At 39.5% G+C, this 14566-nt stretch carries 15 protein-coding genes; all 15 read right to left on the bottom strand.

The annotated features are described in order from the left end of the window. Positions 1-226 precede the first annotated feature (226 nt). Complete coding sequence (locus tag FYJ83_RS14390; RefSeq protein ID WP_097033531.1) at positions 227-697, bottom strand: SEC-C metal-binding domain-containing protein; 471 nt, start codon at positions 695-697, stop codon at positions 227-229. Between the two features lie 108 nt (positions 698-805). Further along, on the bottom strand, positions 806-1624 hold the full coding sequence (locus tag FYJ83_RS14385) for a hypothetical protein (RefSeq protein WP_047341614.1): 819 nt from the start codon (positions 1622-1624) through the stop codon (positions 806-808). Between the two features lie 21 nt (positions 1625-1645). Further along, positions 1646-2146: a hypothetical protein gene (locus tag FYJ83_RS14380; RefSeq protein WP_097033530.1), complete on the bottom strand. Its 501-nt coding sequence runs from the start codon at positions 2144-2146 to the stop codon at positions 1646-1648. Positions 2147-2187: 41 nt separating this feature from the next. Next, the gene (locus FYJ83_RS14375) at positions 2188-2700 is read right to left on the bottom strand and encodes a hypothetical protein (RefSeq protein ID WP_097033529.1); all 513 of its coding nucleotides are present in this window, start codon (positions 2698-2700) and stop codon (positions 2188-2190) included. Positions 2701-2835: 135 nt separating this feature from the next. Beyond that, a complete protein-coding gene (locus FYJ83_RS14370) occupies positions 2836-4383 on the bottom strand; it encodes a recombinase family protein (RefSeq protein WP_425335886.1) in 1548 nt (515 codons plus the stop codon). A gap of 27 nt (positions 4384-4410) precedes the next feature. Continuing rightward, complete coding sequence (locus FYJ83_RS14365) at positions 4411-4824, bottom strand: recombinase family protein (protein ID WP_097033527.1); 414 nt, start codon at positions 4822-4824, stop codon at positions 4411-4413. Then, entirely contained in the window at positions 4825-6390 is a 1566-nt protein-coding gene (locus FYJ83_RS14360) for a recombinase family protein (RefSeq protein WP_097033526.1), read from the bottom strand. Between the two features lie 61 nt (positions 6391-6451). Continuing rightward, on the bottom strand, positions 6452-6673 hold the full coding sequence (locus tag FYJ83_RS14355; RefSeq protein ID WP_097033525.1) for an SHOCT domain-containing protein: 222 nt from the start codon (positions 6671-6673) through the stop codon (positions 6452-6454). Positions 6674-6805: 132 nt separating this feature from the next. Further along, positions 6806-7507, bottom strand: a complete 702-nt coding sequence (locus tag FYJ83_RS14350) for an N-acetylmuramoyl-L-alanine amidase (protein ID WP_044036478.1) — start codon at positions 7505-7507, stop codon at positions 6806-6808. Further along, positions 7504-7914, bottom strand: coding sequence for a phage holin family protein (locus FYJ83_RS14345; protein ID WP_044036476.1), 411 nt, complete (start codon positions 7912-7914; stop codon positions 7504-7506). The genes FYJ83_RS14350 and FYJ83_RS14345 overlap by 4 nt, the downstream gene beginning before the upstream one ends. Positions 7915-7995: 81 nt before the next feature. Further along, positions 7996-10467 (bottom strand): glycosyl hydrolase family 18 protein, encoded by a 2472-nt coding sequence (locus tag FYJ83_RS14340; protein ID WP_154441595.1) that lies wholly within the window; start codon positions 10465-10467, stop codon positions 7996-7998. Further along, positions 10464-11045, bottom strand: a complete 582-nt coding sequence (locus FYJ83_RS14335) for a hypothetical protein (protein WP_046058039.1) — start codon at positions 11043-11045, stop codon at positions 10464-10466. Before FYJ83_RS14335 ends, FYJ83_RS14340 begins: the two co-directional genes overlap by 4 nt. 9 nt (positions 11046-11054) lie before the next feature. Then, positions 11055-11249, bottom strand: a complete 195-nt coding sequence (locus FYJ83_RS14330) for a hypothetical protein (RefSeq protein WP_009052876.1) — start codon at positions 11247-11249, stop codon at positions 11055-11057. Positions 11250-11264: 15 nt separating this feature from the next. Next, complete coding sequence (locus FYJ83_RS14325) at positions 11265-13787, bottom strand: phage tail spike protein (RefSeq protein WP_216585080.1); 2523 nt, start codon at positions 13785-13787, stop codon at positions 11265-11267. Between the two features lie 4 nt (positions 13788-13791). Then, a complete protein-coding gene (locus tag FYJ83_RS14320) occupies positions 13792-14565 on the bottom strand; it encodes a distal tail protein Dit (protein WP_021401045.1) in 774 nt (257 codons plus the stop codon). Position 14566: the final 1 nt, after the last annotated feature.

Genomic DNA, 14566 nt, shown 5'->3' with positions numbered 1-14566 from the left:
CTGTTATAATTGTTTTCATAAGGAAAGATCCCTCCGATTTTTGTTTGTTATGGTAAACAACATTATATCAGAGGTCTTTCCTTTTTTCATATTTACTTGTCACAAATGTATTGTCTCATATCAAATTCAATTTCCATTTTATATTATCCAATAATCAGGTGCTGATTATATATGTTGCAATTACAGTATTTGTTTACATTTTTTATATTAAAGTCATATTGTTGCCTTATTTAAGAATTATCTTTTTATGATATTCAATGGCAAAACATCTATATGTATAAAGGAAAATATGCTGTATGCTTTTGTCAAACATTCCATCCTCGATAGGTTGAAATACCGTCTTATCGTGATATCCACAAAATCCTGTAAAAACAGTTGCTTCTTTTCTACCGTACACAGTCATTGGCGCAAATGGATTGTCCGATTTTGGACAAGGCATATACACTATACCATTAGAAGATAAACGCTTGATTATTTTATTGTTTTGGATTGAATGTGCCCCGATTATTTTTTCAGAGCATTCGTCTGATTTAGGATGTAGACATCTTTTAATTCTCGATTCTTTTCGCACTTTTTTATAGGTTTCTAGAAGATTAAGTGGATTAGAATAGTAAACATCATCAGCTTTTCCAAGACAACATTTTTTATATTTTTTGCCGCTACCACATGGACAAGGATCATTTCTTCCTATTCTCATTATTTTTCACCTTCATTCGCAAATAGTACTAAACAAACCGTCGTGTCTTTCAACAGATTCTGAACTCCAGTTATCCTAGTGTCTATAATAACATCTGTACTCAAAAATCTATATTTCCTCACAACTGGTTATTTGCTCAGGCGGAATATCTATTTCGTCTTTTATATATAAGAACACTTCAGAAATCAAATTATTATTAGCTCGATCAATCGCACGGCTTACCATCCACCGTTTTATATGTACAATTTCCTCATCTGTCAGTTCTTCTTGAGTATCATTTAAGTCAAAATTGAACCGATGGATTTGATCTATCGTTGCGTAAAAATTCACTTTATAGCCTTTACTACGTTTAGCCCATTCTTCCTCCATCTTTTTCAAATCCGGAAAAGCAGCGGAAAGTTTCATCAAAAATTCTGGTCTTTCATGAATATTTGTTCCATAGGAAAAAATATCATCATTCATCATAAATCCATTAACGCAATAGTCGTAATAAACTCGATGTGCAATCGGCTTGAGATATTTCTCCGGAGACATTGAATAATCATTATTCCTATACCAATCATAATCCACATTGTACTCTTTACCTTTATAGAACAATAAACGTCTTTCCACATCAAAAAATACGCCATTGGATTTTAGCATTCTGCTTAATAGAGTATCCCCAGATAAAACCTTTTGGAGATTCTTTAAGCCTTGACTATGAATTTCTCCGCATTCATCTAAAGACCCTATAACATGAAATCCCCATATTCTAATAGTATCCATATTGATGTTATTTACCTTTGCTGCATTGCGATCCCAAAATTTTTCAAACTCATTATTACTATTGATAATAAGCTCTTCAATATATTCTTCTCCAGACATATTAAAGAAAGTAAGTAAAAAATCATACGCTCTATCAGGTGTTCTCAAGTCAAAATCATACATTTAACTACCTACCTTCTATAATCATAGCTTTGGTTTTGGCAACTTAATATTAGTGTTACCACCAAGAATGCTTGCGCCTATACCAACAACTGTAAAGACTGCCAATGTGCCTAACGAAATCATTCTCCAGTTAAATCCTTTGTTTTCTGTATCCTTACTTTCGGCCATTTTTGCAATTTCCATCATTTTTTCGATGTAATATTTTTTCTCCTCGAAAGGCAAGTCACCCTTCGCCAAACAAGTCTTTAAGGCATCAATGACTTCATTGTATATGTCATAGCACTGCTTGCTACTCGCTGAATTTCCATCCAGTGTTTTTTCCATGACACTTCTATAATCTTTCAGCACTTCCAAAGCCATTTTTGCAAACTCTGGGAATTGCTCTAACGCTTTCTTTGCAACTTCTGGCTCCATATTCTGCAGCATGGATGCAAAAGTCATAATTTTATCTTTTGTAATATACCGAAAATCCGGAATATTCAATTGTTGTAAAACTTCTCGTTCTGTTAATTGATTACTCATTATGTAATCCCCCTATCTTATTAAAGCATAAATTTGCTCCCTTAATCACAAAAACTCGATTTGTATTTCATTAGCGTATCTTCAACCTCATGCCAGATAGTTACCGTTTCACCGTCATCCTCAAATACTTTACCGTGACTTTTAGGTCCATCCAACTTCATCTGTGAGTAATTATTCTTGAAAGTTGGCACGTACAGTTCCGGGTTGTTTTCTTCACTGCATAAGCGTTCCATCATATCTATGGTAGCACGACCTGTGGCGGCAACCGCCTTAAAATAAGCACGGATGATCTTGTGGTTATATTGATTCGACTTTATAGCCCATACTGGGATTCGTTGATTTGCTTTTCCGTAAAAATCCCTGTTTGTATCTTCATTCTGTCTTGCTATTGTTTTTGGGTTATAGGCTTGTGATGCTTTTTCAAAGGTTTTTGCAATATACCAACGCATACAGCTTTCCACTGCAACATCTTGTATTTCATTTGTTAAATTCAATGCGATGCAGAATTTCTCATACACATCTGCATCCACTGTAAAGGTCACGCTCTTATTCACCGTCTACACCTCCACTATTTACTCTATTACAAATTATACCACTAATTTGTAAATACTAATAAACTAATTTGTATTGACTCATTAAAAAACACCCTGCATTTCAGCAAGGTGTTAGATTCTAATAACTATTTCTATTCAATTTTCAATGTCTATACTAATGCCTGACTTAAATTCCACTTCAACCCTGCCATCGTGAATCGTAACTTTTTCAATAAGCCTCCTTACTAACTGTTCATCATATTCCTCTAACTCGCAGGATTGCTCATTAAAGAAATCAGTCATTTCAGCTATTCGTTGCCTTTTCCCTTCTCGCTCTGCATTCTCTACAAGTGCATTTTGCTTTAACTCCCGAAGTCGATAAATTTCATCAGCCACATCTTCATAGTCATTCTTGGATTTTGCTTGTATAAGGAGCTGTTGTTGTAACTCTTCCAATTTTCTATCAATATCATCGGTGGCATTATCATTTTTTTCATTAAGTACGGTAGCTATGTTTTTCTGCAAGGTTGAGAGGAAAGGCTCTTTGTTAGCCAAAAGTTCGTTAATAGCCCTGACCACTGCTGTCTGTAATGTCTCCTCGTTTATGGTAGGGGCCGTACATTCAGATCCTTTTTCCTCTAAACGGCTGACGCATCTCCAAACAATAGACTTGTAACCTCGGTTATTCCAGTGTACTCGTCGGTAAATATCACCGCATTGCCCGCAGTAAACAATACTCGATAAGGCATATTTACTACTATAGACTCGCTTTTTACCGCCCTTACCGCCTCGGAGATTCGCTCTTCGAACCATCTCTTCTTGAACCTGCATAAAAAGGTCACGGGGAATGATAGGTTCATGGCTGTTTTCCACATAATACTGGGGAACAATACCATTATTCTTGACACGCTTTTTGGAAAGGAAGTCAACCGTATAGGTCTTTTGCAAGAGTGCATCCCCGATGTATTTTTCATTCTGCAGTATCTTTTTCAGTGTTTCAGGTCTCCATTTTGCTTTGCCTGCCGCTGTTAGAACACCGTCTGCTTCCAGTCCTCTTGCTATTTGTAAAAGGCTCGCACCCTCAAGGTACTCCCTGTAAATCCGTTTAACAACCTCAGCACCCTCTGGGTCAATCACCAATTGCTTATTTTCATCTTTGGTGTATCCAAGGAAACGCTTGTGGTTGACCTGAACTTCACCTTGCTGATAGCGATACTGAATACCCAGCTTAACGTTTTGGCTTAAGGACTGGCTTTCCTGTTGGGCAAGGGATGCCATAATGGTCAGCAGGACTTCACCCTTAGAATCCATGGTGTTTATATTCTCTTTTTCAAAGAACACAGCGATGTTTTTATCCTTTAACTGACGGATGTATTTAAGGCAGTCCAACGTGTTTCTGGCAAATCGGCTTATGGATTTTGTGATGATCATGTCAATATTGCCTGCCATGCACTCTTCAATCATGCGGTTGAATTCATCACGCTTTTTGGTATTTGTACCTGTGATACCGTCATCCGCAAAAATCCCTGCCAATTCCCATTCCTTGTTCTTCTTAATATAATTTGTATAATGCTCAATCTGAATGTCATAGCTCGAAGCCTGCTCCTCACTATCCGTTGAAACACGGCAGTAAGCAGCCACTCGAATTTTGGGTTTGCTTTCACTATTTTTATTATTTCCGACTCGTTTAATTGCTGGAATCACTGTTACATTCCTACTTACCGCCACTGGTTACACCTCACTTTCTATCAAACTGTAAGCATATTCTGCCTGCTTGTATGGGTCTTCATATTTTTGCACCAGAGACTTTGCTTTGAACTTTACAGGATAATCCGTTTTTGGTTCATCTTTAGGCTCCCATATCCTTCCTAGCTTTTCTGCTCGTTTTCGTCTTTCTACTCTGGCTTTTTCAAAGGTCTCCTCATCAATAATTGGAGGGTAGAATTCATCGCCAAGGTAGTGCTTATTCTGCAACATCTTACTTACTGTGGCATGGTAGCAGTCTATCCCAGCTTTTTTAGCAGCACCCTTCAAAGAAAGTCCTGCCAAGTATCCTGAAAATAATTCTTTTACCCGCTCCGATGCTATTTCATCCACAACAGCCTTACCGTTTTCAATTCTATATCCATAGGGTATGTGACCCATCTAATTCACCAACCTTTCCTTCAATGTGATTCCGCATTTTAATTCAAATCCAACTATCTCTCGTGAATAAACAATAATCTTCTCTGCGTAATTTTCAAACAGCTCATCCTCATAGGTTTTGAGCATTTTGGACTTAGTGGTAAACTTAAGCAGACGGTCAACCTCGTCTACTTTTGCAAAATTGCCATTGATGGAACGAGTAAGTTGATCCTTTTCAGCAAGAAGTCTTTCTCTTTCTGCTTCCAGTGAAATCTTTTCTTTATTAAACAGAGCAGGTTCCAGATATCCTTTGGCCAGTAAACCTGTCAGCATCTGGCTCTGCTCCATGTTGTTTTCAATCTTAGTTTCCAACTCTTCAATTCTGAGAAAACTCGCTGCACTATTCTGGTTACGTAACCCATCCAAAAGTGGTTTTAATATGAACTTCTGACCGAAAATGAGTTTATTCATCATCGTAACAAATGCCGTCTTTATATCATCATCTCGAATGAACTGCATAGAACATTCCGTTATCTGGCTTATATGCTTGCTACAGCACCAAGCAATGTATTTTCTTGTTCCAGACGAATGAATCCGTCTTTTAAAGGTACTGCCACATTCCGAGCAGATAATTTTGCTGGAGAAAGAATATCGGTTTTGATATTTGTTATTGCGCTTTTCGATGCCTTTTTCCTTTGCTCTCTGAGTGAGAATGGCATCCACAGCTTCAAAATCTTCATGGCTGATAATTGCCTCATGGTGGTTTTCTACTAGATACATATTTTTCTCACCATAATTGGTGTGCCTGTTAAAATGGCGGTCAGTATAGGTCTTTTGCAAAATAACATCGCCAGTATATTTTTCATTGGTCAGAATCCCTCGAATGGTAGTAGCCGTCCAACGACCACCTCTTTTTGATGGAATACCCTTTTGATTAAGATCATCTGCAATTTTCTGTGTACCTTTTCCCGATAATACCTCTGCAAAAATATACTTCACAACTTCAGCCTGCTTAGGGTTTATCACCATTTGACCATCAATGTTGTCATAACCATATGGTGGATATGAAATCTTAAAAGTTCCGTTCTGAAATCGTCTTTGAATTGCCCACTTAGTATTTTCCGAAATGGAAATTGACTCACTTTCTGCAAGCCCGCTTAATATAGAAAGCATCAACTCACTTTCCATTGACCCCGTATTGATATTTTCCTTCTCAAAATAGATATGAACCCCAAGGTCAATCAGTTTGCGAACCATCTCCAAGCAGTCTGTAGTATTTCTCGCAAATCGGCTGATGGACTTTGTAATAATTAAGTCAATCTTCCCAGTTTCACAGTCTGATAACATTTTAAGAAGACCAGAGCGATTTTCCTTTTTCGTACCGCTGATTCCCTCGTCATAATATAAGCCTGCATATTCCCATTCTGGATTTGCCTTTATGTAGGACTCATAATGAGCCTTTTGTGCTTGCAAGCTGACTAGCTGTTCATTACTATCTGTTGAAACTCGGCAGTAGGCAACCACTCGTGTTTTTGGCTTAAGAAAAGAGTTGGCTAGATTTCCTTCTATTTTTGTTATCTTTTTCATCCTCTCACCTCCTTCTTGGTAGGTCACATATTACCTCTGAAACCCTTATATATCAACGATTTCAGGGCATTATCTGTGCTAACATAGGTGAGAAAGTTTCGCGGTTTAATAGCATAATTTTGTTGAACTCTTCCTTTGAAATAAGACCCTTATCAAGCATTTGATGTAATAGCTTTTCCGCCCTATAATAATCAAATTCTCTTTGAAGAGCCTCGGCACTTAGATATTTCCTTTTTGGATTTAATAGTAGATCCTGTTTATCTGTAATTTTAGTAATCTGCATATAGGTAACCTCCATTTCTACAGGTAGACCCCTGCACCTATATGCAAAAATCCCTAATGATTCGAACCCCTAAAGGTCAAAAAAAAAATGACCCGAAGAGCTATTACACTCCTCAGGTCATAGGTAAAAGTGTTAATCATACTTTATAAACGCATCCGTAAAGCCAGCCTTTTTCGCTTTGGCAAGCTGGGCCTCTGCATTGGCTTTGACGGAATAAGCACCGATTTGAACGCGGTAGTATTTCTTTTTCTCTGATTCTGCAGGTTTAGCTCCTTCACTTAGAAGTTTTTTCACATCTGCACGAAATGTGTCCATGCTCTTCCCATGCTTCGGAAACCAGTTTTTCGGATCCCCATGATTACTTGCGATCCCTCTTTGGTAGCCTTCATAATGGCCAATGATATCTTTTTCAGTTAAGTTGTAGAGTTTGCAAAGGTACACACAAAGCTCTACCGCTTCCTTATAAACCGCATTAAAATACGTGGCATCGGTCAATCCGTCCTCGCATATTTCAAAGCCAATATGTGTATCATTTGCACTTCCTCCAGCATGCCACCCTCGATGGTCCCATGGCAGAGTTTGATAAGTGGCAATTGAACCATTCTTAAGCTTTCCAATGAAAGCATGGACGCAAACCTGTCTTCCGTCAGGTCTATCCTGATTCCAGTGATTATTGTACTGATTTACACCTAATAGACCATCATCCGGTCCAACGTATCTACGAAGATAAGGATTGTTGGCACCGGTGCTATGAACCATGATACCTTTCGGTGTAATCTTTTTTCCTGCCTTATAACATGCATTTTCAGTCAGAATAAGTTTTCTTAGATTCATTGTTCCTTACCTCCTTTATTATGCAACTGAACAAGAATATCTTTTAATTTTTCTGGTATTGGTAGTCCTAGCCGGCCAGCATTTTCTAGCATAGATACTCCTTCATTGGAGCAATAGAAAAAGATAATGGCAGTCCGGAGCACACTTCCATCTCCGATCAGGTTCGTATCAATCAAATGTCCAATTCCAACTAGAATAAAAATGAGCACTTTTTTAAAGATGCCCTTAAACCCTATTTCACTTGATAGCTTCTTTTCAACAATGGCACACATGACACCGGTGATATAATCAGCCACCATTAATGCCACTAATGCATATAAAAATCCATCAAAACCTCCTAAAAACCATCCCAAGAGTCCGCCAAGTACAGTAAATGCAGTTTGTATCCAACTCCAAATTTCCTTCATTATTTTTACCTCCTTCATGATTGGTGCATATATAAAAAGAGTGTCTGCATTATCGCAAACACTCTTGGTTCAGTGTGTTAATTATATTTGTTTAGGTAAGGCTTCCCATAACCTCATATCCTCCTGTCCCAGAGACCATATCGCAATCCCCCTAAGCTTCCATCGATACGCTGCCTCATTTGCCCAATAGACTAGGCTATCCACGTCTTGGTAGTAAAGAATTGAGAAGCCATCAGCATCCCCGAGAAATAGGCGTGAAATCCATACATTAATGTCCTTAGGCACAATCTTTACTGAATAGTCATTTCCACAGACCAATGATAAAAGCTCTGAGTGAAAAAAATCATAATCCATGGAAATATCCTGACTTCTTGTTGAAGCTTCCTCCACATCACTGTTAACTGTAAAAACCTGAAACTCACTATCCCATGTAACACCAGTTCTTTCTAGTCTCCCATACTCCGTTCTAGTTCCATCTGGGAAGATTACATCAAATCTTTCATAAGGTTCATAAGTCCAGGCATCTCCTAATCTTATTAATTCACATAGAATACGTCCATCAGATTGAACTCCGGCATAACCACCTGAATAACCATCAAGATTCGCTGTGAATCGCAAAACACTACTTGCTCCAGAATAAACCCTTACAGAATTATTACGTATCCTCATTTCAATGGTGTACATTCTTGGATTTGAGCGAAGATCTGATGATGGAGTTTTAGAAATTTCGGTTGCATAGCTTCCGATTAGAGCAGAACCATTATATAGTTCAATACGCTGTGAATTAATATTTAAACAGCAAAAGATTTCTCCACAAAAAACGCCAGCTCGACCACTTCCATCTGAAGGAAAAGCTAATCTCGCTCTTAAATGAACATCTGAGAAACCATTATATTTCCACGCCAACCTCCCATGTCCATCAAGCTGTGAATAAGGGCGAGTAGCTGGATCATTCTTGTTCTGCCACACCTCCCACTCTCCGCTTAATGTTGTCCAATAGCTGGATGGTAGTGGATTTTCATCTCGAAAGTCCTCATACCAAATTAGTGCTGAATCAGGCTTTCTACGAAGTACTTCCGTTGTCAATTTAAATCCTCGATCGGACTGAACCATTAAACCGTTCACATCTTTAAACTGGCGAGGGGATAACATGAAGTCAGCCTCTCCAGCAGAAGGTTCTTCACTAAAGCTTGAACATACCCGAAATCCATAGAACTGTACTCCTGTTACTGAGGAACTAACTGTGACAGTATGGGTACCAGCTGAAAGAAATACACCAGAAACCAAGGAAAGCCAACAAGTTGTTCGCCAATATGGCCACCATAACCTACTCTCACTAAATACCTTATTCATTCCGTCAAGCGAAACATGGATAGTATTCTTGTCCCAGAAAGGAAAAGAAAAGCGAATGGCTACATCATAAAAACCAGCAGATTCTATTTCAAATTCGTAGTTGGCTTCACCTTCATCTCCAAGTGTAATAAATTGAGATGAAACTGATACACTACCAAAATAGTTATCAGGTGTTCCACCACTACGATCTACATAGATTGTGCCAAATTCAGTTTTTTGCTGCTTACTATAGGCGGTCAAATATCTGCGACGATTATAGGATTCCTCAAGTAATGGGTATGTTCTTGAAACTGCATCCCAGCCTTCCATGTAGTCATACACATGGGGCAAGGCCCAAGGCACCTTATCATAATCATCCCAATATGCAATGATTGGTATCATTGGTTGTGGCGGCCCGTCATCAGTAAAGTTATATCCTCCAGTCATCCAAAGCTTTGCTGCATAATAAGTGTTTGAAATCCCACGATATGTTATTCCAAGGTTCTCTGGTGTATCATGTATCCTCCAGTTCCAGCCATAGGCGGGCAATCCCAAAAATATTTTTTCAGGATTCATAACCTGAACTGCATAATCATAAATACCTTCCAACCAATCCCTCGGAGATACCGGTCCCGGAGCAGAACCAGCCCATGCCATGCCATAACTCATAATCGCTGCCGTATCGCAGTACGGATTTAAGTCTTCATAGACACACCAATTTTCGCCACCAACCGAGCCTTGTACTCCCGTCATTCCCGGTAAACAAATATTAACGAGTTTAGAAGAATCATAGGCTTTGACAGTATTATATATGTCACGAAATAGGGCATTGGCAGCATCCTTGTTCTCGTAGCCACCTCCACGTTCCAAGTCTATATCCACTCCAGCACACCAAGGATACTTATTCATGATGCGAATAATCTCAGTAAGAAATTTATCCTTTGCACCATTGGTGTTATTTCTAAGGGCTGTAAAAATAGAAGCCGTACCATGATTCATGATTGTAAGTAGCCATTTGATATGAGGCCAGCGGTTAATGTAAGTAAGCATACTGGATATGCTTGTTCCTGTTTCTGTTATGGTCCCGGTGATATCCACTTCAAAAGTAAAAATACCCACCGTATCAATTCGATCGCCATAGTCTCGTAGCGCCTGATACATGCGGGCATTTCCCATGAAACTCCAAACCATGCACCGCTTACCTTTTAGGTAATCAATCAAGGGCGCTCACTTCCTTCCTGCATTTCTTGAAATTCGAACAATAACCGAGCTGATTTTCTGTCCTCTAGCTTCACCACATGTTTGCTATCACCGGATGCTGTATATTGAAAAAAACCTTCCTTATCAGTTGGGTTTCCGTTCTTTAAACACTGCCTAGTTGATGCTAGTAGCGAAAAGGTATCACCTGGACTAACTGCCTCATTAAATATCACCTTGTGCGCCCCTGCTCCTTGAGACAATTGGATACTGCCTGCAGCCATATTTTGGTTGGGATAAATATGACAGTCAAGGCCAGCGGAAGTTGAACCCAGATTGAAGAGAATAATCGTCTCTCTGCTTCGAACTACTCCATTATAAAAGCGAACAGGAACAATTGTCTCATTCTCTCGATATTTTTGCAGCATGCACTCTGTGTTAGTTGTATAACCAGTAAGGTGATTTCCTTCCTGTGCTTGAATATCAGTAAAATATACCGTACCTGTACAATCTTCAAGAAGTAAATTCACTGTTACGCTTACTACTCGTTTATCCTCTTTACAATGAATCGTCTCGGTAAATCTGGTAAATGCAACTGACATTTGCACCACCTACCCATCCAGCGTCCATTGTATTTCTGACACATGACCAACCCAGCCCGTAGCAACAGAGCCACCTTGCAAAAGCATATCCGTAAAGAATACCTCACCAGTACAATCAGTAATGAAAAGACGGATGGTAAGCGACTTTATCTTGCCAAAACCTCTCGGTGTAATAGCATGAGCTGTCTGTGAAAAATAAGCCATATCGCTACCTCCTTCCTAATAGAGATCAATAAACCTAGTTTCTGTCGAACCGTCCTCATATTCAATGACAACTTCAATTCCAACTTTTCCGTTTGGCCCTTTCTGTAGATTTTCCGATGCAATCTGCGCTGAAAATGTGTAACTCTTTCTACTAGCAGGATACACAGTCTGTGATAGACTTTTTGTCATTCCTAAAACTCCCTCAGCTTTAAAAGAAGCTGATCCTGATACCCCATTATTAGGGTCCACTGTAAAACCTGAACTTAACCAATAGGTTAACCCGTCATCAGCTCGTGAATTTCTTAGATGATTAAAAGGAACTAAGTCTTTTACTTCCTGACGGTCAAGAACATCAGCTGAAGATAAAATATCAGCAGCTTTATCCCAAACAGCAGATGAATCCCCCAGTTCTCTTAACGTTGTTGATAGCTCCAGCACTGTTTTCCATGGTTCTTGGAGATTATATTGTCTGCGTACCACACGAGTTTTGACAGATAAATTCAAATCTCTATCATCCACAGTTACTATATCACCTAGTTTCCATGCCTCATGCTCATATCCTGTCAACACTGATAAGTCCATTGCAGAGAGAACATATGAGATTCGTGGCTTCGCATACTGAGCTAAGCGCATATTAGCGAACTCAAGCAGCTGATAAGGGTTGCTGATTGATGAAGCATCCAGCGTTCCTACTCTGACTTCTGATGAATAGCTATAATCCTCAACATACTCCTTATTACCATTGATGGAGGCAAACGTCATGCCATCTTTACCATAAGCATAAAGCCTGGTAATTAGACTTCTTGTATCCACCACGCGCTGTATACTTTTCATGTTCTTTCTATAGCAGAATAAGGCCCCGCTATCCGTACCGCCAAATGTCAAAAGGTGTACCAAACGATTGGCACTATCGAAAATCAAGTCACCACCATGAATATTCTGTATTGTTCGTAGTATAGCTAATGCATTCTTTTCTGTTGATTGCCATGTTCGTTTTGTACTGACAGTGACATTTCCTAATGACCAGCCAGTACCAAGTAAGGCATAGCGCATAGGAACTTCCGGTGTCTCTGCGACAAATTCCATGGGTTCTTTTTCAGCGCTAAAGGAAAGATCATAAAAGGCAGCTTCCGCATATACTTGAGTTACAACTCTACCATCTGAACTTTTCTCATCTGTTATAGTTCGAATACGATAAACATCATTGACGATCTGCACCTGTTTTTCATTGTCTAATGTCACTCGCTTGGAATCATGAAATGGCAGTTTAAACTCCAGAATATCAGCGCCATTCACTTCACTTGTCACTATGATATCAAAGGCATTCTCTAGCACTGCTTCCCAAGCACCGTTAGTATCCAACACAACTGGTCTGGCAAATCCAAGTCTCTCATAAGGTGGTTTTGGTATATCATGTAGTTGTATTTCAAGAAGTTTAGGAGTTCTACTGGTGTCTTGAGTAGATAATGTAATTCGATAGCGGATATATTCTCTGTTAGGCGACTGCAGTTCCCCGCTTGCTCCAACGGCCTGCCATTCAGTCCAGCTAGACAGATCGTCTGATGTAGAAGTTTCCACTAGGCTTATGGCTGTTATACCTGCGGTGTATTCACTTGTAACTGATACCCTGCCCGTTCCTGCAAGACTACAGGCAGCTGCTATCGTAAAAAGCTGACCACTTTGTGCATAGACTCCGCTTGTTGCTTTCAACATGACAGAGCCAGGATCCGCAAGAGCATCTACATCAGCAGCACTGTCACCACCGTTTGCCAAAATTGAAAATTTGAAATAGGAAATAAGATCCTCCATGGTAAGTAAAGAATCTTTTTCATAAAACCAGTCATCAAATCCTCCTGCGTAATAATAGGTATTTGCATGCATCCCCATCACTATATCCGCAACACAAGATTGATTTAAGTCTCCAGTGAATGTTCGAACTGGAGATTGCCAGACAGCCCCATCACTTCGGTCACAAAGTAAGTTCTGCACCCTTTTGTTGTTTACCTCGATAACAGAAGCGATAAAGTACCACCCGTTATTCTTTAGGGTAATAGTAGGCGTTTCGGTCTGATCATATATCAAGGAGCCTGAGGCATTATACAGCATTAATCGCAACCTTCCCTGAAATAAAGAAACATAAAAAATTGGCTGACCAGGCCCTTGTCTAGTATTAAAAATCGGGATATATGTCTGCCCTACAGAATAAGTAGTTGGATTTATCCATCCGCCAACAACAATCTTTTCACCTAAATCACTAAAAAAGCTACCGTCATTGGTAGCCACTAAATGAGTCTTTTCACTTGTTGGATTAATGATATTCTGCCTGAAATATCTTCCTAATCTACCGGATAACAAGTTGGCGGATGTGCCTGACCATCCGGATACAAAGAAGTTTCTGTTATGACCGGAGTCATCTGTAAGCATGTTGTTGCTATCTGGTGCGGCTTCATTAAATCGCCACAGAGCAACTGTCTTCTCGCTTACAGGAAACTCACCCGTAAAATCCGTCTGTGATGTTAAGATTGATTTAATTGCCACCAGATCACCTCCATCTGCTTTTGGCCAGAATCTTCAGCTCCGAAAATGTTGCTCCCACAGCTGATACTGTTATTTCATTTTCACCTTTGTGAAGTACAGGGAAGTTTAACTCATCCAGGACTGGAAGCCCATTTCGAAGTGTATTTCCGTTGGCATCGGTTATTTTTGCTGTCACTAATCCGCTATCAATTACAAGCACTTCATCTGCCGTCAAAGCTCCAACCACTCGAAGTTCCTCTCCATTCGTGGTAATAGAAATATATGTGGATGTAGATCCACTGATTGTGCCCTTAAGTTGATATATCGGTTCTGAATCTGTATTCCCGGTTATTCTTTGGAGCTCATGAGTTCCAACACTTGAAATCGTGAATTGTTCATCTGTCAGCGCATAAGCGTGAGGATCAGGGCAGATAAACTTCAACTCAAAGGCACCTGCAGTTCTAAGTAATCTCTCGCAGTCTACTTGTTCAGTGAGGCGAGCATAAAAGAATCGATTCGGAATATCCTCTAATATAAGCTGCTTAAGTCCGTTCATTGGGTTGAGCCACTCTGCAAGATCATCTAACACGCTCACTAAATCTGCAAAGCTCTTTTGAGGATATATGCTACAGCTAATCGTAATGATCCGCTCTGAGATATCACAACCAAAGTCAGCAACCCCTGCCTTCCCCGGAACAACCTCATACGCGTTTCTTAATGCGGGAGATGCCTGCCAACTTGTGAGCCTTGCTTTTATCTTCATATTCTTTGAGTTAATACCGTTATAAATAAAGCCCATA

Origin of the sequence: Tissierella pigra, from assembly GCF_009695605.1 — a bacterium.
GTDB lineage: Bacteria > Bacillota > Clostridia > Tissierellales > Tissierellaceae > Tissierella > Tissierella pigra.
The sequence above is the reverse complement of the archived record's forward strand: the minus strand, read 5'-3'. Positions and strand labels throughout refer to the sequence as shown.

Coding starts and splice junctions, on each gene's coding strand:
- FYJ83_RS14385 (WP_047341614.1), bottom strand. CDS start 1,624: ATGTATGATTTTGACTTGAGAACACCTGATAGAGCGTATGATTTTTTA.
- FYJ83_RS14390 (WP_097033531.1), bottom strand. CDS start 697: ATGAGAATAGGAAGAAATGATCCTTGTCCATGTGGTAGCGGCAAAAAA.
- FYJ83_RS14350 (WP_044036478.1), bottom strand. CDS start 7,507: ATGAATCTAAGAAAACTTATTCTGACTGAAAATGCATGTTATAAGGCA.
- FYJ83_RS14330 (WP_009052876.1), bottom strand. CDS start 11,249: ATGGCTTATTTTTCACAGACAGCTCATGCTATTACACCGAGAGGTTTT.
- FYJ83_RS14335 (WP_046058039.1), bottom strand. CDS start 11,045: ATGTCAGTTGCATTTACCAGATTTACCGAGACGATTCATTGTAAAGAG.
- FYJ83_RS14380 (WP_097033530.1), bottom strand. CDS start 2,146: ATGAGTAATCAATTAACAGAACGAGAAGTTTTACAACAATTGAATATT.
- FYJ83_RS14360 (WP_097033526.1), bottom strand. CDS start 6,390: ATGAAAAAGATAACAAAAATAGAAGGAAATCTAGCCAACTCTTTTCTT.
- FYJ83_RS14355 (WP_097033525.1), bottom strand. CDS start 6,673: ATGCAGATTACTAAAATTACAGATAAACAGGATCTACTATTAAATCCA.
- FYJ83_RS14320 (WP_021401045.1), bottom strand. CDS start 14,565: ATGGGCTTTATTTATAACGGTATTAACTCAAAGAATATGAAGATAAAA.
- FYJ83_RS14365 (WP_097033527.1), bottom strand. CDS start 4,824: ATGGGTCACATACCCTATGGATATAGAATTGAAAACGGTAAGGCTGTT.
- FYJ83_RS14345 (WP_044036476.1), bottom strand. CDS start 7,914: ATGAAGGAAATTTGGAGTTGGATACAAACTGCATTTACTGTACTTGGC.